Source organism: Pseudomonas sp. EMN2 (assembly GCF_009650555.1).
Lineage (GTDB): Bacteria > Pseudomonadota > Gammaproteobacteria > Pseudomonadales > Pseudomonadaceae > Aquipseudomonas > Aquipseudomonas sichuanensis.
Map to the genome: position 1 here is coordinate 1 of NZ_VZZR01000097.1, position 23,237 is coordinate 23,237.

Annotated in this window: 17 protein-coding genes; 11 read left to right on the forward strand and 6 right to left on the reverse strand. The window is 65.3% G+C overall.

Annotated elements, in window-relative coordinates; genetic code table 11:
• Positions 1 to 362 precede the first annotated feature (362 nt).
• From F6X61_RS23775 to F6X61_RS23785, 3 genes are all read left to right on the forward strand, one after another.
• Complete coding sequence (locus F6X61_RS23775; protein ID WP_153788793.1) at positions 363 to 779, forward strand: RidA family protein; 417 nt, start codon at positions 363 to 365, stop codon at positions 777 to 779.
• Positions 780 to 892: 113 nt separating this feature from the next.
• On the forward strand, positions 893 to 1,393 hold the full coding sequence (locus F6X61_RS23780) for a GNAT family N-acetyltransferase (RefSeq protein WP_153788794.1): 501 nt from the start codon (positions 893 to 895) through the stop codon (positions 1,391 to 1,393).
• Between the two features lie 125 nt (positions 1,394 to 1,518).
• Positions 1,519 to 3,621 (forward strand): bifunctional diguanylate cyclase/phosphodiesterase, encoded by a 2,103-nt coding sequence (locus F6X61_RS23785; protein ID WP_153788795.1) that lies wholly within the window; start codon positions 1,519 to 1,521, stop codon positions 3,619 to 3,621.
• A 30-nt stretch (positions 3,622 to 3,651) separates the two neighbouring features.
• Here F6X61_RS23785 and F6X61_RS23790 read toward each other — a convergent pair whose 3' ends face one another.
• From F6X61_RS23790 to F6X61_RS23815, 6 genes are all read right to left on the reverse strand, one after another.
• Positions 3,652 to 4,443 carry an amino acid ABC transporter ATP-binding protein gene (locus F6X61_RS23790; RefSeq protein WP_153788796.1) on the reverse strand — a complete coding sequence of 264 codons (792 nt, stop codon included), beginning with the start codon at positions 4,441 to 4,443 and terminating at the stop codon, positions 3,652 to 3,654.
• Between the two features lie 24 nt (positions 4,444 to 4,467).
• Positions 4,468 to 5,712 carry an FAD-binding oxidoreductase gene (locus tag F6X61_RS23795; RefSeq protein WP_153788797.1) on the reverse strand — a complete coding sequence of 415 codons (1,245 nt, stop codon included), beginning with the start codon at positions 5,710 to 5,712 and terminating at the stop codon, positions 4,468 to 4,470.
• 16 nt (positions 5,713 to 5,728) lie between these two features.
• Positions 5,729 to 6,439 (reverse strand): ABC transporter permease, encoded by a 711-nt coding sequence (locus tag F6X61_RS23800; RefSeq protein ID WP_153788798.1) that lies wholly within the window; start codon positions 6,437 to 6,439, stop codon positions 5,729 to 5,731.
• Entirely contained in the window at positions 6,436 to 7,155 is a 720-nt protein-coding gene (locus F6X61_RS23805; protein WP_153788799.1) for an ABC transporter permease, read from the reverse strand. The genes F6X61_RS23800 and F6X61_RS23805 overlap by 4 nt, the downstream gene beginning before the upstream one ends.
• A 194-nt stretch (positions 7,156 to 7,349) precedes the next feature.
• Positions 7,350 to 8,102, reverse strand: a complete 753-nt coding sequence (locus F6X61_RS23810; protein ID WP_153788800.1) for a transporter substrate-binding domain-containing protein — start codon at positions 8,100 to 8,102, stop codon at positions 7,350 to 7,352.
• 26 nt (positions 8,103 to 8,128) lie between these two features.
• Positions 8,129 to 9,004 (reverse strand): MurR/RpiR family transcriptional regulator, encoded by an 876-nt coding sequence (locus F6X61_RS23815; RefSeq protein ID WP_153788801.1) that lies wholly within the window; start codon positions 9,002 to 9,004, stop codon positions 8,129 to 8,131.
• A 142-nt stretch (positions 9,005 to 9,146) separates the two neighbouring features.
• Here F6X61_RS23815 and F6X61_RS23820 point away from each other — a divergent pair, with 142 nt between their 5' ends.
• The 8 genes from F6X61_RS23820 (at position 9,147) to F6X61_RS23855 (ending at position 23,068) form a co-directional block, all read left to right on the forward strand.
• Positions 9,147 to 10,172, forward strand: a complete 1,026-nt coding sequence (locus F6X61_RS23820) for an Ldh family oxidoreductase (protein WP_153788802.1) — start codon at positions 9,147 to 9,149, stop codon at positions 10,170 to 10,172.
• A 193-nt stretch (positions 10,173 to 10,365) separates the two neighbouring features.
• A complete protein-coding gene (locus tag F6X61_RS23825) occupies positions 10,366 to 11,565 on the forward strand; it encodes an amino acid aminotransferase (protein ID WP_153788803.1) in 1,200 nt (399 codons plus the stop codon).
• Positions 11,566 to 11,845: 280 nt separating this feature from the next.
• Positions 11,846 to 13,126, forward strand: coding sequence for a serine/threonine transporter (locus F6X61_RS23830; protein WP_153788804.1), 1,281 nt, complete (start codon positions 11,846 to 11,848; stop codon positions 13,124 to 13,126).
• A 169-nt stretch (positions 13,127 to 13,295) separates the two neighbouring features.
• A complete protein-coding gene (gene tpx / locus F6X61_RS23835) occupies positions 13,296 to 13,796 on the forward strand; it encodes a thiol peroxidase (protein ID WP_153788805.1) in 501 nt (166 codons plus the stop codon).
• A 293-nt stretch (positions 13,797 to 14,089) separates the two neighbouring features.
• A complete protein-coding gene (locus tag F6X61_RS23840; RefSeq protein ID WP_153788806.1) occupies positions 14,090 to 15,379 on the forward strand; it encodes an MdtA/MuxA family multidrug efflux RND transporter periplasmic adaptor subunit in 1,290 nt (429 codons plus the stop codon).
• Entirely contained in the window at positions 15,376 to 18,474 is a 3,099-nt protein-coding gene (locus F6X61_RS23845) for an MdtB/MuxB family multidrug efflux RND transporter permease subunit (RefSeq protein ID WP_153788807.1), read from the forward strand. Before F6X61_RS23840 ends, F6X61_RS23845 begins: the two co-directional genes overlap by 4 nt.
• A complete protein-coding gene (locus F6X61_RS23850) occupies positions 18,471 to 21,581 on the forward strand; it encodes an efflux RND transporter permease subunit (protein WP_153788808.1) in 3,111 nt (1,036 codons plus the stop codon). Before F6X61_RS23845 ends, F6X61_RS23850 begins: the two co-directional genes overlap by 4 nt.
• On the forward strand, positions 21,578 to 23,068 hold the full coding sequence (locus F6X61_RS23855) for an efflux transporter outer membrane subunit (protein ID WP_153788809.1): 1,491 nt from the start codon (positions 21,578 to 21,580) through the stop codon (positions 23,066 to 23,068). Before F6X61_RS23850 ends, F6X61_RS23855 begins: the two co-directional genes overlap by 4 nt.
• Positions 23,069 to 23,237: the final 169 nt, after the last annotated feature.

Sequence of the window (23,237 nt, forward strand, 5' to 3'; positions counted from 1 at the left end):
GGGTAAACCCGCTCCCACAGTTTGTTTCGGGCCAGTCTCTCCTGTGCCATCACCTGGTCCGCCTTGTTGGTACGACGCTGTTTTGGCGTGGTCGCTAATGCTGCTTCACATGACTCAAGACATGCACCAAGGCGGGCAGCGGTACTTTCACAGGAATAATTGGCCCGAAACAGATGTGGGAGCGGGTTTACCCGCGAAGCGCCGCGCGGGCGGCGCTCGATCTGATAGGCGCTGCAAATCTCCCGCCGGGCACCCCGCAGCCCTCATCGCACCGTGGACAAATTCCGGTCGCGCCTGTGCTTGACCTCAACCAAACCTGAGGTCTGATACTCGCCCGCTCTGACCAACGATGGAGCGTGCCCATGACCCAACCAAGCGCTTTTACCCTGTCCAACCCCGAAGGCCTCTACGACCCCAGCGGCAACGCCTATTCCCATGTCGCCGAAGTCCGTGCCGGCAGTCGCCTGCTGTATGTGGCCGGGCAGGGCGGCGAGGGTCTGGATGGCGTGCTGTCGCCACAGTTCGAAGCGCAGGTGCGTCAGGCGCTGATCAACCTGAAGATCGCCCTGGCATCCAAAGGCGCCAGCCTGCAGGACGTGTTCAAGCTCACCCTGCTGGTGGTGGACCACAGTGAAACCCGGCTGCAGCAGTGGGTGGCCGCCGCTACCCGCGCCTGGGATGGCAGCATGACCCCGACCTGCACCTTGATCCCGGTACCGCGGTTGGCGCTGGACGGCATGCTGGTGGAAATCGATGCGGTGGCGGCGCTGAGTTGGTAACTCACTGGCCTCATCGCCGGCGCGAGCGACACAAGAAAGTTGCTGCCACAGGGTGCTGCGCAGTCGCCCGCTTGGCGCTAGACTCGCGCTTCCCCTCTGCCCGAGCGCCCTTGATGCCCACCCCCATCGAACTGCTCCAGACCGGCCCCGAACAGGCCGATCTGGTACGCAACCTCTACCAGTTCTATGCCTACGAATCGTCCGACTGGGAACAGGAGGATGTCGAGGTGGACGGGCGCTTCTATCTCCACGAGCCGCACTTCGAGCGCTACTGGCAGTCCCCCGACTGGGCTGCCCACCTGGTGCTGGTGGATGGCTTCATCGCCGGCTTCGTGCTGGTCGAACGCAGCGAACTGCCGGGCATCGATGCCCTGGAGCTGGCCGACCTGTTCATCCTCAAGCGCTATCGGCGCCAGGGCGTCGGCCGAGCCGTGGCCCTGCAGTTGCTGAGCGACGGTCGGGGCGACTGGCTGCTGCGTTGCTATGCCGGGGATGCCCCGGCCATGAGCTTCTGCCAGGCCGTGCTGGCCGACCTGCCGCGCCCGGTACGCGAGATTGCGCTGGACGATGAACCGCAGCTGCGCAATTTTCTGGTCACGCCGTACCGCCATTGAATGCACGGGATTTTTTTGTGACGCACTTCACAAAAACCGTTCGTCTGGCGGCATAATGCCAGTAATTCGTATTTTCGGACTGGTCTGACGCGAAGTCCGGAAGCTTCCTTGCTCAGGTAAATCCCATGCCGCTAGCTGCAAGCCCAGACACCCTGTCCCGCCTGTTGATCCAGAGCGTGGTCGACTACGCCATCTACCTGCTGACCCCCGAGGGTGTCGTCGCCAGCTGGAACCCGGGGGCGCAGCGGGCCAAGGGCTACCGCGCCGAGGAAATCGTCGGCCAGCATTTCTCGGTGTTCTACACCGACGCCGACCGCGATGCCGGCTTGCCGGCCTTGAGCCTGGCCACCGCCTTGGAAGCCGGGCGCTTCCAGGCAGACGGCCTGCGCCAGCGCAAGGACGGTTCGCACTTCTGGACCAGTGTGGTGATCGAGCCGATCGTCGACGAAGGCAGCGGCCAGCTGATCGGCTTTGCCAAGATCACCCGCGATATGTCCGAACGCCGCCAGCAGGAGCTGGAACTGCTCAAGGCCAAGGAACTGGCCGAGCAATACAGCCAGGAGATGACCAGCCTGTCGCAGTTCCTCGACTCGGTGATCGGCAATATTCCGGCCAGCGTCATCGTGCAGGACTTGGCAAGCGAGCAGATCCTGCTGGCCAACCCCCAGGCCGAGCGCCTGTTCGGTGGCCAGGGCGTCAGCCTGGTCGGCCAGTTGCCCGGGCAGGGCCTGGCCCCGGAGGCGGCGGAGTACCTGGAACAGCAACTGGCCCGCGGCGCGCGCAGCAGCAAGGGCTATGTCGCCGAAACCCGCGTCGACACCGCCAGCGGCCCGCGCACCCTGCGCAGCCGCACCCTGCGTTGCGAGGGCCGCGCCGGGCAGGGCGACTACGTGCTGTACGTGGCCGAGGATGCCACCGAGGAACTGGCCGCCCACGCCCAGATTCACCACATGGCCCACCATGACGCGCTGACCGGGCTGCCCAACCGCACGCTGTTCCATGAACGGCTCAAGCAGGCCCTGCTGCGCGGCGAGGACAGCGGCAAGCTGACCGCCACCCTGTGCCTGGACCTGGACAACTTCAAGAACATCAACGACACCCTCGGCCACGCCTTCGGCGACAAGTTGCTGCGCGCCCTCGGCAAGCGCCTGCGCCGCGAGCTGCGCGAGCACGACACCCTGGCGCGCCTGGGCGGTGACGAGTTTGCCGTGGTGCTGGTCGGGCTGGATAACCGCGAGGCCGCGCGCAACACCGCGCAGCGCCTGATCGATGCAATCAGCCCGCCGTTCCATATCGAGGGCCACCAATTCAGCGTGGGGGTGAGCATCGGGGTGGCGATCGCGCCCGACGATCACGACAGCGCCGAACAACTGCTCGGTTACGCCGACATGGCCCTGTACGAGGCCAAGCGCAACGGCCGCAACCGTTTCGAGAGCTTCCACGTTGAACTGGACGTGGCGGCCCGCCAGCGCCGCCTGGTGGAGACCGACCTGCGCACGGCCCTGCACCTGGGCCAGCTGCAACTGCACTACCAGGCCGTGGTCGACCAGCAGAGCAACAGCGTCACCGGCTACGAGGCGCTGCTGCGCTGGGAGCACCCGGTGCGCGGCATGATCATGCCCATGGACTTCATTCCGATTGCCGAAGAAACCGGGCTGATCCATGAGCTCGGGGTTCGCGCGCTCAACCTGGCCTGCCAGGAAGCGGCAAGCTGGGGCACCGAGCAGACCGTGTCGGTCAACCTGTCGCCGGTGCAGTTCAAGAACGCCAACCTGGTCCACACCGTGGCCCTGGCCCTGGCTGATTCGGGGCTGCCGGCCACACGCCTGGAACTGGAAATCACCGAATCGGTGCTGCTGGGCAACAGCGAGGAAAACGTGCGCACCCTGAGGGCGCTGAAGGACCTGGGGGTGTCGATCTCCCTGGACGACTTCGGCACCGGCTACTCGTCGCTGGGTTACCTGCGTTCGTTCCCGTTCGACCGGATCAAGATCGACAAGTCGTTCGTCCACGACATGTGCGACAGCCGCGAGGCGATGTCGATCATCCGCGCCATCACCGAGCTGTCCAACAGCCTGATGATCAAGACCACGGCCGAAGGGGTGGAGTCGGAAGAGCAGATGCAGCGGCTGATGGCCGAGGGCTGCTCTCACTTCCAGGGCTACCTGTACGGGCGCCCGGCGCCGGCCAGCGAGCGCCTCAAACAGCTCACGCCGGCCGGTCAGTAAGCGGCGCGGGCATGCCCCGCGCCAACCGGCTCAGTGCAGGATCTGCTTGAGGAACGCCTGCGCCCGGGCCGTGCGTGGCTGGCCAAAGAACACCTCGGGCGGGCTGTCCTCGATGATCTGCCCGCCTTCCAGGAACAGCACGCGCTCGGCCACCTGGCGGGCGAAGCCCATTTCGTGGGTGACGCAGAGCATGGTCATGCCGGTGCCGGCCAGCTGAACCAGCACGTCCAGCACTTCGGCGACCATCTCCGGGTCGAGCGCCGAGGTAGGTTCGTCGAACAGCATGATCCGCGGCTTCATGCACAGCGCCCGGGCGATGGCCACGCGCTGTTGCTGGCCGCCGGAAAGCTGGCTGGGGTACTTGTGCGCCTGGTTCTCGATGCCGACCTTGGCCAGGTACATGCGCGCGCGTTCCTCGGCATCCTTGCGCGACAGGCCGCGCACGCTGGTGGGCGCCAGCAGGCAGTTGTCGAGCACGCTCATGTGCGGGAACAGGTTGAAGTGCTGGAACACCATGCCGATTTCGCTGCGGATCTGGGTGGCCTTGCGGTCGGTGCCGGCCACGTCGATGCCGGCCACCTGAATGCTGCCCTGCTGGGCGATCTCCAGGCGGTTGATGCAGCGGATCAGCGTCGATTTACCCGAGCCTGACGGGCCGCACAGCACGATGCGCTCGCCCTCGCGCACCGACAGGTCGATATCGTGCAGCACGTGAAACGCGCCGTAGTGCTTGTTCAGGCCCTCGATGCGGATCAGCTCCGGGCGCAAATCTGGAGTGGGTTGCGGGGTGGCAAGGCTGGCAAGACTGGAAGGTGCGGACATCGTTGTTGTTCTCCCGCTCAAGGTTCAGTCGAAGCGTGCGGCGCTGTAGGGCGCAGGGTCGGTGAAAGGGCGCTCGCCGGTCATCAGTTCGGCCAGCAGACGGCCGCTGACCGGGCCCAGGGTGAGGCCATGGTGGGCGTGGCCGAAGTTGAACCACAGGCCCTGGTGCCGAGGCGCCGGGCCGATCACCGGGCGCATGTCCGGCAGGCATGGGCGGCGGCCCAGCCAGGGTTTGTCGTCCAGCCGTTCACCCAGGGCCGGGAACAATTTGCGCGCCAGGGCTTCGCAGCGGCGCAGCTGGATTTCGTTGCCAGGCGCATCGCTGGCGGCGAACTCGATGCCGGTGGTCAGGCGCACGCCCCGGGCCATCGGCGCCAGTACGTAGCCGCCCTGGGTGTCGCACACCGAGTGCTGCAGTGGAGCGCCGTCGCGGGTGCTGTAGTGCATGTGGTAGCCGCGCTTGATCCCCAGCGGGAAGTGGTAGCCCAGACGCTCAAAGAGCTCGCCCGACTGCGGGCCGAGGCAGGCCACGACTTCGTCTGCAATCACCGCGCCGCGCTGGGTGTCGACCTGCCAGCCGCCCTCGGTGCGTTGCAGGGTGCGGGCGTCGCCGTGGAGGAACTGGCCGCCACGCTGGACGAACAGTGCGGCATAGCCACGGGTAAGGCCGCCGGGGTTGCTCACGGTCTTCGGGTCGAGCCAGTGGATGCCGCCGACCACGCCGCCGTCAAGCCCCTGCTCGCGGGCTTGCAGTTGCCCACGGTCGAGGAACTCGTATTTCAGGCCATAACGCGCCAGGCCCAGCACATCCTGCTTGGCCTGCTCGAACAGCGCGCTGTCGCGGTACACCTCGATCCAGCCCTTGGCCTGCACCAGGCCTTGCAGCCCGGCGGCCTCGATCAGGGCGTCGTGTTCCTCGACGCAGCGTTGCACCAGCGGCAACATGTCCGCCGCGGCTTCGGCCACGCGGTTCGGCGCCGATTGCTGCCAGTAGCGCAGCAGCCAGGGCGCGGCCTTGGGCAGGTGCAGCAGGCTGTAGCGCACGTCGGGCTGGCGATTGAGGCCGTAGCGCAGCAGTGCGCCGAACTGCCGGGGGAAGGCATAGGGGATCACGCTGGAGCGCTCGATCAGCCCGGCGTTGCCGTGGCTGGTGCCGCTGCCCGGCTCGTCGCGGTCGGCGAGGATCACCTGGCGGCCGCGCGCCTGCAGGTGCAGTGCGGTGCTGACGCCGACGATACCGGCGCCCAGAACGATGGTTTGGCAATGCATGGAACGTTTCCTTCAATCAGTTCAGGTGGCGGCCCAGGCGGGCCTCCAGGTGTTTCAGGGTGCGCCGGACGATCTCGACGATCAGCAGGTAGAGCACCGCCGCCCACAGGTAGATCTGGAAGTCGAAGCTGCGCGAGAAGGCCAGCTTGGTCACCCCCATCAGGTCGTAGATGGTCACCAGCGAGGCGATGGCGCTGGCCTTGATCATCATGATCAGCTCGTTGCCCAGCGGGCCGATGGCCACCAGCAGCGATTGCGGCAGGATCACCTTGAAGAAGGTGGTCGAGCGCTTGAGGTTGAGCGCCTTGGCCGCCTCGTACTGCCCGGGCGCAATGGCCAGCAGGCTGGCGCGGAAGATCTCTGCCTGGTAGGCCGCCGTGTTCAGGGTGAAGGCGAGCAGGGCGCAGTACCATGCCTCGCGGAAGAACCACCACAGCCCGACGTCCTGCCAGAAGCCCTTGAGCGAGCCCAGCCCGTAGTACAGCAGGAACAGTTGGGCCAGCAGTGGCGAGCCGCGGAAGAAGTACACATAGCCGGCGGCCAGGCGCTGCAGCACGAGGCTGCGCGACATCCGCGCCAGGGCCAGCAGCATGCCCAGCAGCGCGCCCAGGGTGAACGAGATGGCCACCAGCTTGGCGGTGACCAGCAGGCCGTCGACGAAGCGCGGGCCATAGCGCTCCAGCAGGTCCGGGTCGAGCACGTAGGCCAGCAGTTGTTCGAGGCTCATGTGCGGGCTCCTTGCAGGTGGCGGTTGCTGCGCTTTTCAAGCACGGCGAAGACCCGGCCCGAGACTGCCGAGAACAGGAGGTAGGCCAGGCAGGCCACGCCGTAGAAGAACATCGGCTCCTTGGTCACGCTGACCGCCAGGTTGGTCTGGCGCATCAGGTCGATCAGCGAGATGGTCGACACCAGCGAGGTGTCCTTGAGCAGGCTCAGCCAGTTGTTCGAAAGCCCCGGCAGGGCGATGCGCGTGAGCTGCGGCAGCACCACCTTGAAGAACCCGGTGCGCTTGCTCAGGCCCAGGGCCGAGCAGGCCTCCAGCTGGCCCTTGGGCAGGGTCTTGAAGGCCATCAGCCAGATTTCGCTGGAAAACGCGGCGAACACCAGGCTGAAGGCGACCATGGCGGCGAGGAAGGTGTTGATCAGCACCTCGCCCGGGTAGCCCAGGGCGGCGAGGATCTTCTGCGCGGCGATCTGGCAGCCGTAGTAGATGATCAGCAGGGTGAGCAGTTCGGGCAGGCCGCGGAACACCGTGGAAAACGTGGTGGCCCAGGCCCGTGGCAGGCGTTTGCGCGAACGCGCGGCCAGGGCCACGAGCAGCCCCAGCGGCAGGCCGACGGGCAGGCAGGCCAGGGCCAGCGACACGGTCACCAGGGCGCCGGCCAGCAGCGCCTGGCCCCAGCCGCCGCTGGCGAAGGACAGTAGAGACAGTTGATCGAGCATGGGTGGAGTCCCCAGTTCGGTTGGGTTTGGCTTGCGGGGCACCTTCGACTGTGGAGTTGCTCCGGCTGGCCCTATCGCTGGCAAGCCAGCTCCCACAGAGTGTGTGCTTATCCCTGTGGGAGCTGGCTTGCCAGCGATAGGGCCGGGGCAGTCAGCAGATGAATGAGCCGCCCCAAGCTGCTCTCAACGGCACATCAGTTATAGATATCGAAGGCAAAATACTTGCTGGCGATCTTCTGGTACGTGCCATTGGCCACGATCGCCGCCAGCGCCGTGTTCAACCGCGTGCGCAGCGCCTCGTCGTCCTTGCGCACAGCAATCGCCGCATCGGCCTTGGTGTCCTTGACGTCGCCGAGGATCTTGCAGCAGTCCTGGCCATTCTTGTTCAGCCACTCGTGCAGCGGGAACTTGTCGGCGATCACCCCGTCCAGGCGCCCGGCGGCAAGGTCGGCGTTGGCTTCGTCCATGGTCGGGTACAGCTTCACGTCGGCGCCGGCCTTGCCGTACACGTCTTCGGCGTAGATCGCCTGGGTGGAGGAGGACTGGGCGCCGACGGTGTAGCCGACGAAGTCGGTCTGCGCGTCGGTGATCTTGCTGTCCTTGGCCACGGCCACGGTCAGCGGGGTGCGGTAGTAGTGGTCGGTGAAGGCGATCTTCTTGCGTCGTTCTTCGGTGTCGATCATCGACGCCACCACGGCGTCGTACTTGCGGGCCATCAGGGCGGGGATGATGCCTTCCCAGTCCTGCGCCACCAGGGTGCACTCGACCTTCATCTGCTCGCACAGGGCGTGGGTGATGTCGATATCGAAGCCATGCAGCTTGTTATCGGCATCGACATAGTTGAAGGGCGGGTAGGCGCCTTCGGTGGCAAAGCGCAGGGTTTCGGCGCTGGCGGCACCCGCCAGCAGCAGGGCGCACGCACCCACCACAGCCATGGATCTTTTCATCTCGCACCTCTGTACCAACACTCTTGCTATTGTTGTTTGCCCGCCGGCCACGAGGTGTAGCCGACGAACTCGTTATGTAGAGCGGCAGTTGCTTCCAAGCGTTTTTCAACATCCGGCCCGAGCTTCTTGCAGACCTCGTTGACCATCAGGTGCACCCACGACAGCATCGCCGCCGTGGAGTCCCAGAACAGATTGAATTCGGTGGGGATGCGGAACACCTCGTCGGCGTTGGCATCGGCCCAGTCACAGAAGGTGTCGGTGACCAGCGTCACCGGGATGCCCAGGGCGCGCGCCTTCTGGCACAGCTGCAGGGCGTGGCGCGAGTAGCGGCGGGCTTCGAACACCACCAGGGTGAGGTCCTCGGGCTTGCCCAGCAGCACCTCGCCGAAGTGCCCGGCGCTGCCATCCACGCAGTGCACGCCATTGCGCAGGTACTGCAGCAGGTGAGTCATGCACAGGGCGATGCCGCGCTCGGTCTGGAAACCGGCGATGAACACCTGGGGTTTGTCGGCCAGGCGGCGGGCCACCTGGCGCCAGGCCTCGCTGCGGCTGTGTTCGTGCACACGCACCAGGGCGGCCATTTCCAGCTCCAGGCTGCCGGCGTGTTCGCGGTCGTCTTCGGGTTGCTGGCGAAACTCCTGCAGGCGGTCACCGACCAGCCAGGGGCCATCACCGAGGTCGTTCTGCAAATCCTGCTTGAGCGCCTTGAGGTGGGCGTAGCCCAGTGCGCGGCAGAAGCGGCCGACACTCGATTCGCTGACGTCCAGCTTGGCGGCGATGCTCGCCGACGTCTGGAACGGCAGCTCGTGCAGGTTGGCGAGCATGTAGCTGGCGATCTTGCGGCCAGAGGCGGCAGCGCTGTCGAGGCTGCTTTCCAGGCGCTGCTTGATCGATTGGCTCATGAAGCGCTCCGGCTGATTTCTGGCGTGGAGAAGAAAATGGCTGTTTTCTGTCATCAAGTCAATATTTGACAGATAGCTGTCATTCACGGGAAAGTCAGGGCGTTGCGCTGTAGCCATTCCAATACCAAGAAAGGAGCTTCAGATGTCCGCACCGTCCACCAGCCCTGCCGTGCGCGTGCCCTTTGCCGAGCTGCAGGCGCTGCTGCAAGCGATCCTCCAACGCCATGGCTGCAGCGCAGCGGTGGCCGCCGTGCTTGCCCATAACTGCGCCAGCGCCCAGCGCGATGGCGCCCACAGTCATGGCGTGTTCCGTATTCCCGGTTACGTCTCGACCCTGGCCAGCGGCTGGGTCGATGGCACGGCCGTGCCGCAGGTGACCGACGTGGCGTCGGGCTATGTGCGGGTCGATGCCGGTGGCGGTTTTGCCCAACCGGCCCTGGCGGCGGCGCGTGCGCTGCTGGTGGAGAAGGCCCGCAGCGCCGGTATCGCCGTGCTGGCGATCCACAATTCGCACCATTTCGCGGCCCTGTGGCCAGATGTCGAGCCGTTCGCCGATGAAGGCCTGGTGGCCCTGAGCGTGGTCAACAGCATGACCTGCGTGGTGCCCCACGGTGCGCGCAAGCCGTTGTTCGGCACCAACCCCATCGCCTTTGCCGCGCCGTGCGCCGGGCACGATCCGATCGTGTTCGACATGGCCACCAGCGCCATGGCCCACGGTGACGTGCAGATTGCCGCCCGAGCCGGCCAGCAATTGCCTGAAGGCATGGGTGTGGATGCCGGCGGGCAGCCCACCACCGATCCGAGGGCGATTCTTGAAGGCGGTGCGCTGCTGCCGTTCGGCGGGCACAAGGGTTCGGCGCTGTCGATGATGGTCGAGTTGCTGGCAGCGGCGCTGACTGGTGGCCACTTCTCCTGGGAGTTCGACTGGTCCGGGCACCCGGGGGCGAAGACGCCGTGGACCGGGCAACTGATCATCGTGATCGACCCGAGCAAGGCCGAGGGCGAGCGCTTTGCCCAGCGCAGCCGTGAACTGGTGGGGCAGATGCAGGCGGTGGGGCTGTCGCGCATGCCGGGGGAGCGGCGTTACCGGGAGCGCGAGGTGGCGGGGAGGGAAGGGGTGGCGTTGACCGAGCAGGAGTTGCAAGGCCTGCAGGCATTGGCAGGCTGAGCAATGGCCATCGCGGGGCAAGCCCGCTCCCACGTGAATATGCGTGGGAGCGGGCTTGCCCCGCGATGCTTTCCTGGCCTGTGCATGCTTGCATTGAATCCCTTGCACATCAGTGATGTTCCTGACGCCTGTCTGCGGGTATCCTCGCTGCAGCCTTTTCTGAACTGTCCTGATTTCCAAGGAGCTGCACGCTGTGTTCAAACATGTCGATGCCTATGCCGGCGACCCGATTCTCTCGCTGATGGAGACCTTCAAGGCCGATCCCCGCGCCGACAAGGTCAACCTGAGTATCGGCCTGTACTACGACGAAGCCGGCGTGGTGCCGCAACTGGCAGCGGTGGCTGAAGTCGAGAAGCGCCTGGCCGGCCAGCCTCACGAAGCCTCCCTCTACCTGCCGATGGAAGGCCTGGCCGCCTATCGCCAGGCGATCCAGGCGCTGCTGTTCGGCAGCGATCACCCGGCCGTGACCGATGGCCGTGTGGCCACCGTGCAGACCGTGGGCGGTTCCGGCGCGCTGAAGGTCGGCGCCGACTTCCTCAAGCGCTACTTCCCAGGCTCGGAAGTCTGGGTGAGCAACCCGACCTGGGACAACCACCGGGCGATCTTCGAAGGCGCGGGCTTCAAGGTGCATACCTACCCATACTTCGACAACGCCACCCGTGGCGTCGACTTCGCCGGCATGCTGGCGACCCTGCAGACCCTGCCGGCGAACAGCATCGTCTTGCTGCACCCGTGCTGCCACAACCCCACCGGCGTAGATCTGGACCAGAGCCAGTGGCAGCAAGTGGTCGAAGTGGTCAAGGCACGTCAGCTCATCCCGTTCCTCGACATCGCCTACCAAGGCTTCGGCGAAGGCCTGGTCGAGGATGCCTACGCCATCCGCGAAATGGCCCGTGCCGGCGTGCCGTGCCTGGTCAGCAACTCGTTCTCGAAGATCTTCTCGCTGTACGGCGAGCGGGTAGGGGGCCTGTCGGTGGTCTGTGACGACGCCGCCACCGCGGTCAGCGTGCTCGGCCAGCTCAAGGCCACCGTGCGCCGCAACTACTCCAGCCCGCCCGCGTTCGGCGCCCAGCTGGTGGCCGGCGTGCTCGGCGATGCCGCGCTCAATGCCCAGTGGGCGGCGGAAGTTGAAGTGATGCGCAAGCGCATCCTCGACATGCGCCAAGGCCTGGTCGACCTGCTCGGCGAGCTGCTGCCGGGCCAGGATTTCCAGTTCTTCCTGCGCCAGCGCGGCATGTTCAGCTACACCGGCTTCAGCGTCGAGCAGGTGCGTCGCCTGCGTGACGAGTTCGGCGTGTACCTGATCGACAGCGGCCGGGTGTGCATGTCCGGGCTGCGTCCGGCCAACCTGTGCCAGGTGGCCGAGGCGTTTGCCGCCGTGCAAAAGGGCTGAGTCACCACTGGCCGATCTGGCTTTATCGCGGGGCAAGCCCGCTCCCACGCCGACCTCTTGAATGCGGGTAGACGTGGGAGCGGGCTTGCCCCGCGATCTTTTGTGCAACCCAAAAATCAGATTTGTTGTACAGACAAGTGCAACCGTCCCTCGGACGGGGCTTCCCCAAGTGCAACCTTTGCATGCACAATCGCGCCCCTCTTCCCCGGTTGAGTTGGGCGAAACGTCTATTTCGCCATTCTCAGCCTGTTGCAGTCTTGCGAGTGGAGCTTCACCCGGAATGAATGAGCAGGCCCCAAGCGTTGAACAACGCTTTGCAGAATCGACCCCCGCCACCCTCGGCAGCTGGTCGCGTCACGACACCACCTGGATGCTGGGCCTGTTCGGCACAGCCATCGGCGCCGGAACCCTGTTCCTGCCGATCAACGCCGGCCTCGGCGGCTTCTGGCCGCTGCTGATCCTCGCGGCGCTGGCGTTCCCCATGACCTACTTCGCCCACCGCGGCCTGACCCGCTTCGTGCTGTCCGGGCGCAACGGCGGTGACATCACCCAGGTAGTGGAAGAGCACTTCGGCATCAAGGCCGGTGCGTTGATCACCGTGCTGTACTTCTTCGCCATCTTCCCGATCCTGCTGATCTACAGCGTGGCCCTGACCAACACCGTCAGCAGCTTCATGGAGCACCAACTGCACATCGCGCCGCCGCCGCGGGCGATCCTGTCGTTCGTGCTGATCCTCGGCCTGCTGGCCATCGTGCGCTGCGGCGAGCAGGCCACGGTCAAGGTCATGAGCCTGCTGGTCTACCCGTTCATCGTCGCCCTGGCGCTGCTGGCCCTGTACCTGGTGCCGCACTGGACCGGTGGCATCCTCGACACCGCCTCGCAAGTGCCGTCGGGCTCTGCCTTCCTGCACACCGTGTGGCTGGCCATTCCGGTGATGGTGTTCTCGTTCAACCACTCGCCGATCATCTCGGCCTTCGCCGTCGACCAGAAGCGCCGCTACGGTGAACATGCCGACGAGCGCAGCGGCCAGATCCTGCGCCGCGCTCACCTGCTGATGGTGCTCATGGTGCTGTTCTTCGTGTTCAGCTGCGTGCTGACCCTGAGCAGCGCCCAGCTGGCCGAAGCCAAGGCGCAGAACCTGTCGATCCTGTCGTACCTGGCCAACCACTTCGACCAGCCGACCATCGCCTTTGCCGCGCCACTGATCGCGTTCATCGCCATCGCCAAGTCGTTCCTGGGCCACTACATCGGTGCCAGCGAAGGCCTCAAGGGCATGATCGTCAAGACCGGCCTGCGCCCGGGCGCCAAGGCCCTGGACCGCATGGTCGCGGCGCTGATGCTGGTGGTGTGCTGGATCGTCGCCACCCTCAACCCGAGCATCCTCGGCATGATCGAGTCCCTCGGTGGTCCGATCATCGCCGTGCTGCTGTTCCTGATGCCGATGTACGCCATCCGTCGCGTGCCGTCGATGCGCAAGTACAGCGGCGCGCTGTCGAACCTGTTCGTGGTGGTGATCGGCCTGGTGGCCCTGACCTCGGTGGTGTATGGCCTGATCGGCTGAAACGACCACTTGCAATAAGAAATGTCCGGGTTGGTTGTCGCCACCCGGACATTTTTTTGTTCACAGGAATTTTCTGAGAATGGAACAATTTCATGTTTGCTTATAGGCACTTGCGCGGCTTCATGCTTAACTCAGGGTCCTTTTCAAACCCCGTATAAGGATTTCTGCCATGGCTCAAGTGACTCTCAAAGGCAACCCGGTTCAGGTCAAAGGCGAACTGCCCAAAGCCGGCGCCGCCGCTCCAGCCTTCTCCCTGGTCGCAGGCGACCTGTCCGACAAGTCGCTCAAGGACTTCGCCGGCAAGCGCAAGGTGCTGAACATCTTCCCAAGCGTCGACACCCCGACCTGCGCTACCTCGGTGCGCAAGTTCAACGCCCAGGCCAATGACGTGGCCAACACCGTGGTGCTGTGCATCTCCGCCGACCTGCCGTTCGCCCAGGCACGCTTCTGCGGCGCCGAAGGCCTGGAAAACGTGCAGAATCTGTCCACCCTGCGTGGCGTCGAGTTCCTGGAGAACTACGGCGTGGCTATCGCCAGCGGCCCGCTGACCGGCCTGGCCGCACGTGCCGTGGTGGTGGTGGATGAGAACGACAAAGTGCTGCACGCCGAGCTGGTGGGCGAAATCGCCGACGAGCCGAACTACGAGGCGGCGCTGGCTGTTCTGAAGTAACAACCGCGCGCCCGTTGGGGCGGCGTGGGAGCGGGCTTGCCCCGCGATGGCGTCTTATCAGGGTGTGATGTCAGCCTTCAAGGCACAATCGCGGGGCAAGCCCGCTCCCACGACTGGGTTACACCCGGTAAACGGCCTGGACAACGTTCCAGGCCGTTTTCATTTAAAGTGCACCCCCTGGCCAACGTCAGCCGAAGGTAAAGCACGGGTAAAGCTCCTTTGCTAATCCGATGCCAGTGCTTATCGTTCACGCTCTTCCCGCCGTCTTTCTCTGAACAAGGTTCGTTCGTCCCATGCAAGTGTCCAATTCCCGTTCCCCCCGTCGCTGGCTGTTCGGCCTGCTGATCCTGCTGCTGGTGGCCCTGCTGGCCTGGTGGCTGTGGCCCGCAGCGCCCGTCCACAAGGAAGCGACTGGCGGTGGCCGACCGGGCAAAGGCATGGGCATGGGTGGGCGCCCGGGCTTCGGCGCCTCTAGCGACCCGGTGCCGGTGCGTGTGGAGCCTGTGCGAGTCGGTGACTTCCCGCTGTACTACAAGGCTCTGGGTACCGTCACCGCGACCAACACCGTCAACGTGCGCAGCCGGGTGGCTGGCGAGCTGGTCAAGATCCACTTCCAGGAAGGCCAGCAGGTCAAGGCCGGCGACCTGCTCGCCGAGATCGACCCACGCCCGTACCGCATTGCCCTGCAGCAGGCCGAAGGCACCCTGGCGCAGAACCAGGCGCAATTGAAGAACGCCCAGGTCGACCTGGCCCGCTATAAAGGCCTGTACGCCGAAGACAGCATCGCCAAGCAGACCCTCGACACCGCCGAAGCCCAGGTGGCGCAGTTCCAGGGGCTGGTCAAGACCAACCAGGCCGCCGTCAACGACGCCCGCCTGAACCTCGATTTCACCCAGATCCGTGCACCGATCAACGGCCGCCTGGGCCTGCGTCAGCTGGACCTGGGCAACCTGGTCGCCGCCAACGACACCACCGCGCTGGTGGTGATCACCCAGACCGAGCCGATCAACGTCGCCTTCACCCTGCCGGAAACCGAACTGGACACCGTGCTTGCCCGCTACCGCAGCGGTGCCAGCCTGCCAGTCGAAGCCTGGGACCGTGGCGATCGCAAGCTACAGGCCACCGGCGTGCTGGGCAGCCTCGACAACCAGATCGACACCACCACAGGCACCCTGAAGTTCAAGGGCGCGTTCCAGAACAAGGACCACGCACTGTTCCCCAACCAGTTCGTCAACGTGCGCCTGCTGGCCGACACCCTCAAACAGGTGGTACTGGCCCCGGCCGCGGCGATCCAGTTCGGCAACGACGGCACCTTCGCCTATGTGGTCAACCAGGACAGCAAGGTCAATATCCGCAAGCTCAAGGTAGGGGCCAGCGATGGCCAGCACAGCGTGATCCTCGAAGGCCTGGCCGCCGGTGACCGCCTGGTGCTCGAAGGCACCGACCGCCTGCGTGAAGGCACCAAGGTCGATGTGGTCGAAGACAGCTCGCAAGTGCCAACCACCCCCGGCCAGCACCTGCAGGGCCAGGACGCCAAAGGCGCGGCCCAGACCGGTAAATCGAGCTCCAAGGCGGGCGCATGAACCTTTCCCGCCTGTTCATCCTGCGGCCGGTCGCCACCACGCTGAGCATGCTGGCCATCGTCCTGGCCGGCCTGATTGCCTACAAGATGCTGCCAGTGGCGGCCTTGCCCCAGGTCGACTACCCGACCATCCGGGTCATGACCCTGTACCCCGGCGCCAGCCCGCAGGTGATGACCAGTGCCGTCACCGCGCCGCTGGAGCGCCAGTTCGGGCAGATGCCGGGCCTGGAGCAGATGGCCTCGACCAGTTCCGGTGGCGCTTCGGTACTCACGCTGCGCTTCAACCTCGACATGAACATGGACGTTGCCGAGCAACAGGTGCAGGCCGCGATCAACGCCGCCAGCAACCTGCTGCCCAGCGACCTGCCGGCACCGCCGGTGTACAACAAGGTCAACCCGGCCGACACCCCGGTGCTGACCCTGGCGATTTCGTCGAAAACCATGCCGTTGCCCAAGCTCAACGATCTGGTCGACACCCGCGTGGCGCAGAAGATCGCCCAGATCAGCGGCGTGGGCATGGTCAGCATCGCCGGCGGCCAGCGCCAGGCCGTACGGATCAAGGTCAACGTCGATGCCCTGGCCGCCAACGGCCTGAACCTGGATGACGTGCGCACCCTGATCGGCGCGTCCAACGTCAACCAGCCCAAGGGCAACTTCGACGGCCCCACCCGGGTGTCGATGCTCGACGCCAACGACCAGCTGCGCTCGCCCGAGGAGTACGCCAACCTCATCCTCAAGTACACCAACGGTGCGCCGCTGCGCCTGAAGGACGTCGCCGAGATCGTCGATGGCGCCGAAAACGAACGCCTGGCGGCCTGGGCCAACCAGAACGAGGCGGTGCTGCTGAATATCCAGCGCCAGCCCGGTGCCAACGTCATCGAAGTGGTCGACCGGATCAAGGAACTGCTGCCGTCGATCACCGACAACCTGCCGGCGGGCCTGGACGTGATGGTGCTCACCGATCGCACCCAGACCATCCGCGCCGCCGTGCGCGACGTGCAGCACGAGCTCTTGTTTGCCATCGCCCTGGTGGTGATGGTCACTTTCCTGTTCCTGCGCCGGGTCAGCGCCACGATCATTCCTTCCATCGCCGTGCCGCTGTCGCTGATCGGCACCTTCGGGGTGATGTACCTGGCCGGCTTCTCGGTCAACAACCTCACGCTGATGGCCCTGACCATTGCCACCGGTTTCGTGGTGGACGACGCCATCGTCATGCTGGAGAACATCTCCCGGCATATCGAAGAGGGCGAGACACCCTTCCAGGCGGCGCTCAAGGGCGCCAAGCAGATCGGCTTCACCCTGATCTCGCTGACGTTTTCCTTGATCGCGGTATTGATCCCGTTGCTGTTCATGGCCGATGTGGTCGGGCGGTTGTTCCGCGAGTTCGCCATCACCCTGGCGGTGGCGATCCTGATTTCCCTGGTGGTATCGCTGACCCTGACGCCGATGATGTGCGCACGCCTGCTCAAGCGCGAGCCCAAGGAAGAAGAGCAGGGCCGCTTCTACCGTGCCAGCGGCGCCTGGATCGACTGGCTGATCAAGCACTACGCAAGCGCCTTGACCTGGGTACTCAAGCATCAGCCACTGACGCTGCTGGTGGCGGTGGCCACCCTGGCGCTGACCGTGGTGCTGTACCTGGCGGTGCCCAAAGGCTTCTTCCCGGCCCAGGACACCGGCGTGATCCAGGGTATCTCCGAAGCCCCGCAATCCACCTCGTTCGCCGCCATGAGCGAGCGCCAGCAGGCGCTGGCCGGCGTGATTCTCCAGGACCCGGCGGTGCAGAGCCTGTCCTCGTATATCGGCGTGGACGGCGACAACGCCACCCTCAACAGTGGCCGTCTGCTGATCAACCTCAAGCCCCACGGCGAGCGCGACGTGACCGCCAGCCAGGTGATCAACCGCCTGCAGCCACAGCTCGACCGGTTGGTAGGAATCCGCCTGTTCATGCAGCCGGTGCAGGACTTGAGCATCGAGGACCGGGTCAGCCGCACCCAGTACCAGTTCAGCCTCAGTTCACCCGACGCCGAGCTGCTCGCGCAGTGGAGCGGCAAGCTGGTCCAGGCCCTGCAGCAGCGCCCCGAATTGCAGGACGTGGCCAGCGACCTGCAGGACAAGGGCCTTCAGGTGTATCTGGTGATCGACCGCGACATGGCCAGCCGCCTGGGCATCAGCGTGTCGCAGATCACCAACGCGCTGTATGACGCCTTCGGCCAGCGGCAGATCTCGACCATCTACACCCAGGCCAGCCAGTACCGTGTGGTGCTGCAGTCGCAGACCGCTGCCAGCCTCGGCCCACAGGCCCTGGAGTCGATCCACGTCAAGGCCACCGACGGCGGCCAGGTGCGCCTGTCGGCGCTGGCGCGCATCGAACAGCGCCAGGCCCAGCTGGCCATCTCGCACATCGGCCAGTTCCCGGCAGTGATGATGTCGTTCAACCTCGGCCATGGCGCGTCCCTGGGCGAGGCGGTGCAGGTGATCGAACAGATGCAACAGGAGATCGGCATGCCGATTGGCGTGCAGACCCGCTTCCAGGGTGCCGCCGAGGCATTCCAGGCGTCGTTGTCGAGCACCTTGCTGCTGATTCTGGCTGCCGTGGTGACCATGTACATCGTGCTGGGCGTGCTCTACGAGAGCTATATCCACCCGGTGACCATCCTCTCCACGCTGCCCTCGGCGGCGGTGGGTGCCTTGCTGGCATTGCTGCTCAGCGGCAACGATCTGGGGATGATCGCGATCATCGGCATCATCCTGCTGATCGGCATCGTCAAGAAGAACGCGATCATGATGATCGACTTTGCCCTGGAGGCGGAGCGCCACCAGGGCATGAGCCCGCGTGATGCGATCTACCAGGCCGCGTTGCTGCGTTTCCGACCGATCCTGATGACCACCCTGGCGGCGCTGTTCGGTGCCGTGCCATTGATGCTCGCCACCGGTTCCGGTGCCGAACTGCGCCAGCCGCTGGGCCTGGTGATGGTCGGCGGGCTGTTGGTGAGCCAGGTGCTGACCCTGTTCACCACCCCGGTCATCTACCTGTACTTCGACCGCCTGGCCCGCCGTTGGCGCCCAGCGGCTGACGCACAGCAGGCCGACGCATGAACCTGTCCGGTCCTTTCATCCGCCGGCCGGTGGCGACCATGCTGCTGAGCCTGGCGATCATGCTGCTGGGCGGGGTGAGCTTTGGCCTGCTGCCGGTGTCGCCGCTGCCGCAGATGGACTTCCCGGTGATCGTGGTGCAGGCCAGCCTGCCCGGTGCAAGCCCCGAGGTCATGGCCTCCACCGTGGCCACGCCGCTGGAGCGCAAGCTCGGCGCGATTGCTGGTGTCACCACCCTGACCAGCAGCTCCAACCAGGGCTCGACCCGGGTGATCATCGGCTTCGACCTGGGCCGTGACATCGACGGCGCCGCGCGTGAAGTGCAGGCGGCGATCAACGCCACCCGCAACCTGTTGCCCAGCGGCATGCGCAGCATGCCCACGTACAAGAAGATCAACCCTTCGCAAGCGCCGATCATGGTGCTGTCGCTGACCTCCTCAGTGCTGTCCAAGGGGCAGTTGTACGACCTGGCCGACACCATCCTGTCCCAGAGCCTGTCCCAGGTCAGCGGGGTAGGGGAGGTGCAGATCGGCGGCAGTTCGCTGCCGGCTGTGCGCATCGAGCTGGAGCCGCAGTTGCTCAATCAGTACGGCCTGGCCCTGGACGATGTGCGCACTGCCGTGGCGAACGCCAACCAGCGCCGGCCCATGGGGTTTGTCGAGGACAAGGAACGCAACTGGCAGGTGCGCGCCAACGATCAGTTGGAGAAGGCCGAAGACTACAAACCGATCGTGATCCGCCAGCAGAACGGCGCGATCCTGCGCCTGTCCGACGTGGCCAAGGTCACCGATGGCGTGGAGAACCGCTACAACAGCGGCTTCTTCAACGACCAGAGCGCAGTGCTGCTGGTGGTCAACCGCCAGTCCGGCGCCAACATCATCCAGACCGTCGAGCAGATCAAGGCCGAGCTGCCGGCCCTGCAGTCGCTGCTGCCGGCCAGCGTCAAGCTGGACGTGGCCATGGACCGTTCGCCGGTGATCAAGGCCACCCTCAAGGAGGCCGAGCACACCCTGCTGATCGCCGTGGCGCTGGTGATCCTGGTGGTGTACCTGTTCCTCGGCAACTTCCGCGCCTCGCTGATTCCAAGCCTGGCCGTGCCGGTGTCGCTGGTGGGCACCTTTGCGGTGATGTACCTGTGCGGCTTCTCGCTGAACAACCTGTCGCTGATGGCGCTGATCCTGGCCACCGGCCTGGTGGTGGACGATGCCATCGTGGTGCTGGAGAACATCTCCCGGCATATCGAGAACGGCGAGAACCCCATGCGCGCTGCCTACAAGGGCGCGCAGGAGGTCGGCTTCACCCTGCTGTCGATGAACGTTTCGCTGGTGGCGGTGTTCGTTTCGATCCTGTTCATGGGCGGCATCGTGCGCGGCCTGTTCAAGGAGTTCTCGATCACCCTGGCGGCGGCGATCATCGTCTCGTTGGTGGTGTCGCTCACGCTTACGCCGATGCTCTGTTCACGCTGGCTGAAGGTGCATGGCCCGCAGCAGCAGACCCGCCTGCAGCGCTTGAGCGACCGCATCCACCAGCGCATGGTCGCCGGTTACGATCGCAGCCTGGGCTGGGCGCTGCGCCACAAGCGCCTGACGCTGTTCAGCCTGCTGGCCACCATCGGCCTCAACATTGCCTTGTATGTGGTGGTGCCCAAGACGCTGATGCCGCAGCAGGACACCGGCCAGTTGCAGGGCTTCGTGCGGGGCGACGACGGCCTGTCGTTCAGCGTGATGCAGCCGAAGATGGAGATCTACCGCCGGGCGCTGCTCAAGGACCCGGCCGTGGAGAGCGTCGCCGGTTTCATCGGCGGCAACAGCGGCACCAACAATGCCTTCATGCTGGTGCGGCTCAAGCCAATCACCCAGCGCAAAGAGAACGCGCAAAAGGTTATCGAACGCCTGCGCAAGGAAATGCCCAAGGTGCCCGGCGGCCGGCTGTTCCTGATGGCCGACCAGGACTTGCAACTGGGCGGTGGTGGCCGCGACCAGAGTACTTCGCAGTACCTCTACACCCTGCAGAGCGGTGACCTGGCCGCCTTGCGCGAATGGTTCCCGAAGGTGGCCGCCGAGCTGCGCAAGCTGCCTGAACTGACCGCCATCGATGCCCGCGACGGCGCCGGCACCCAACAGGTGACCCTGGTGGTGGATCGTGACCAGGCCAAGCGCCTGGGCATCGACATGAGCATGGTCACCTCGGTGCTCAACAACGCCTACAGCCAGCGGCAGATCTCGACCATCTACGACAGCCTCAACCAGTACCAGGTGGTGCTGGAGATCAACCCCAAATATGCCTGGGACCCGAGCACCCTGGAGCAGGTGCAGGTGATCACCGCCGATGGTGCCCGTGTGCCGCTGTCCAGCTTCGCCCGTTACGAGAACAGCCTGGCCAACGACCGCGTCAGCCACGAGGGCCAGTTCGCCTCCGAAGACATCTCGTTCGATGTGGCCGAAGGCTACAGCACCGACCAGGCCCTGGCTGCCTTGGAACGTGCGGTGGCCAGGCTGGGTTTGCCGGAGTCGGTGATCGCCAAACTGGGCGGTACTGGCGATGCCTTCGCCAAGACCACCGAAGGCCAGCCGCTGATGATCCTCGGCGCCCTGGTGCTGGTGTACCTGGTGCTGGGCATTCTCTACGAAAGCTACATCCACCCCTTGACCATCCTTTCCACGTTACCCTCGGCCGGTGTCGGCGCCTTGCTCGCGCTGTACCTGACCGGCGGCGAGTTCAGCCTGATCTCGCTGCTGGGGCTGTTCCTGCTGATCGGCGTGGTCAAGAAGAACGCCATCCTGATGATCGACCTGGCCCTGCAACTGGAGCGCAACGACGGCCTGTCGCCCGAAGAGTCGATCCGCCGTGCCTGCCTGCTGCGCCTGCGGCCGATCCTGATGACCACCCTGGCTGCCATCCTCGGCGCGCTGCCGCTGTTGCTCAGCCAGGCCGAAGGCGCCGAAATGCGCCAGCCACTGGGCCTGACCATCATCGGCGGCCTGGTCTTCAGCCAGATGCTCACCCTGTACACGACGCCTGTGGTCTACCTCTACCTCGACCGCCTGCGCCACCGTTTCAACCGTTGGCGCGGCGTGCGCACCGACGCTGCCCTGGATACCCCGCTATGAACTTTGCCCATACCCGCCTGCACCGTGCCCTCATGCGCCTGACCCACGGGCGCGGCTCGCGCCTGGTTGGCGCCGGGCTGTGCGTGGCGATGCTCAGCGCTTGTACCCTGAGCCCCGACTATCACCGCCCAGAATTGAGCACCCCGGCGCAGTTCAAGCAGGCCGAAGGCTGGACCCAGGCCAAACCGTCCGACGCCATCGCCCGCGGCGCCTGGTGGGAGATCTACGGCGACGTGCAGCTCAATTCGCTGGTCGAGGAACTCAACCGCAGCAACCAGACCGTTGCGCAATCCGCGGCCCAGTACCGCCAGGCCCAGGCCCTGGTGCGCAGCAGCCGGGCTTCGCTGTTCCCCTCGCTGGACCTGTCCGTTGGCAAGACCCGGTCGGCCCAGGGCACCGGCAGCTCCAGCTCAAGCCTGTCGAACAACAGCAGCGGTATCCGCGACACCTACAACGCCCAGCTTGGTGTCAGCTGGGAGATCGACCTGTGGGGCAAGTTGCGCGAAACCCTGAATGCCAACGAGGCCAGCGCCCAGGCCAGCCTCGCCGACCTGGCCGCGATCCGCCTCAGCCAGCAGTCGGAGCTGGTGCAGAACTACCTGCAGTTGCGGGTGATCGATGCGCAGAAGCGCCTGCTCGAAGCAACCGTCGCTGCTTACGAGCGTTCATTGAAGATGAACGAAAACCAGTACCGTGCCGGCGTGGCCGGGCCGGATGCCGTGGCCCAGGCGCGCACCCAGCTCAAGAGCACCCAGGCCGACCTGATCGACCTGGCCTGGCAGCGGGCGCAGTACGAGAACGCCATCGCGGTGTTGATGGGCAAGGCGCCGGCCGACTTTGCCCTGGCTGCGACCGAGGCGATTCCGGCATTGCCCGATATTCCGCTGTCGCTGCCGTCGCAGTTGCTGGAGCGTCGCCCGGACATCGCCTCGGCCGAGCGCAAGGTCATGGCGGCCAACTCGAACATCGGCGTGTCCCGCGCGGCCTATTTCCCCGACCTGTCGCTTAGCATGAACGGCGGCTATTCCAGCAGCAGCTTCAACAACTGGATCGAGTTGCCCAACCGCTACTGGTCCGTGGGGCCGCAGTTGGCGTTGACGCTGTTCGATGCCGGCAAGCGCAGCGCCGAAGTGGACCGCACCGTGGCCGTGTATGACCAGACCGTGGCCCAGTACCGGCAGACCGTGCTGGATGGGTTCAAGGAAGTGGAGAATTACCTGGTGCAGCTCAAGGTGTACGGCGACGAGGCCGTGGTGCGCCAGGAAGCGCTGGATGCGGCACGCGAGTCGCTGCGCCTGACCGAGAACCAGTACAAGGCCGGGTTGATCGGCTACCTGGATGTGGTGAGCGTGCAGACCACGGCGCTGAGCAATGAGCGTAGTGTGCTGACGCTGCTGCAAGGGCGGTTGTTGGCGAGTGTGCAGTTGATTGCGGCGTTGGGTGGTGGTTGGGATGAGCAGCAGGCGCTGGCGGACCAGGGGGACTGAACTCATAGGCGCCCATCCAAATGAGTGCGTGGCGATCTGCTATTTCTGGTGCACACTGTATTGGGCCAGTTTTGACTTACTGCCACTGCAGTTTGGGCGCGTTGACCAGGCCGGCGCAGGGAGCGCCCTAGGGCCATTTCTGTCAGACACGCAGGAGCGAGAGGGTCGC

Excerpts from the sequence above, each read along its gene's own strand:
- F6X61_RS23845 (WP_153788807.1), top strand. The coding sequence starts at position 15,376 with ATGAACCTTTCCCGCCTGTTCATCCTGCGGCCGGTCGCCACCACGCTG.
- F6X61_RS23820 (WP_153788802.1), top strand. The coding sequence starts at position 9,147 with ATGTCCGCACCGTCCACCAGCCCTGCCGTGCGCGTGCCCTTTGCCGAG.
- F6X61_RS23830 (WP_153788804.1), top strand. The coding sequence starts at position 11,846 with ATGAATGAGCAGGCCCCAAGCGTTGAACAACGCTTTGCAGAATCGACC.
- F6X61_RS23805 (WP_153788799.1), bottom strand. The coding sequence starts at position 7,155 with ATGCTCGATCAACTGTCTCTACTGTCCTTCGCCAGCGGCGGCTGGGGC.
- F6X61_RS23840 (WP_153788806.1), top strand. The coding sequence starts at position 14,090 with ATGCAAGTGTCCAATTCCCGTTCCCCCCGTCGCTGGCTGTTCGGCCTG.
- F6X61_RS23775 (WP_153788793.1), top strand. The coding sequence starts at position 363 with ATGACCCAACCAAGCGCTTTTACCCTGTCCAACCCCGAAGGCCTCTAC.
- F6X61_RS23780 (WP_153788794.1), top strand. The coding sequence starts at position 893 with ATGCCCACCCCCATCGAACTGCTCCAGACCGGCCCCGAACAGGCCGAT.
- F6X61_RS23810 (WP_153788800.1), bottom strand. The coding sequence starts at position 8,102 with ATGAAAAGATCCATGGCTGTGGTGGGTGCGTGCGCCCTGCTGCTGGCG.
- F6X61_RS23785 (WP_153788795.1), top strand. The coding sequence starts at position 1,519 with ATGCCGCTAGCTGCAAGCCCAGACACCCTGTCCCGCCTGTTGATCCAG.
- F6X61_RS23815 (WP_153788801.1), bottom strand. The coding sequence starts at position 9,004 with ATGAGCCAATCGATCAAGCAGCGCCTGGAAAGCAGCCTCGACAGCGCT.
- tpx (WP_153788805.1), top strand. The coding sequence starts at position 13,296 with ATGGCTCAAGTGACTCTCAAAGGCAACCCGGTTCAGGTCAAAGGCGAA.
- F6X61_RS23795 (WP_153788797.1), bottom strand. The coding sequence starts at position 5,712 with ATGCATTGCCAAACCATCGTTCTGGGCGCCGGTATCGTCGGCGTCAGC.
- F6X61_RS23790 (WP_153788796.1), bottom strand. The coding sequence starts at position 4,443 with ATGTCCGCACCTTCCAGTCTTGCCAGCCTTGCCACCCCGCAACCCACT.
- F6X61_RS23855 (WP_153788809.1), top strand. The coding sequence starts at position 21,578 with ATGAACTTTGCCCATACCCGCCTGCACCGTGCCCTCATGCGCCTGACC.
- F6X61_RS23850 (WP_153788808.1), top strand. The coding sequence starts at position 18,471 with ATGAACCTGTCCGGTCCTTTCATCCGCCGGCCGGTGGCGACCATGCTG.
- F6X61_RS23800 (WP_153788798.1), bottom strand. The coding sequence starts at position 6,439 with ATGAGCCTCGAACAACTGCTGGCCTACGTGCTCGACCCGGACCTGCTG.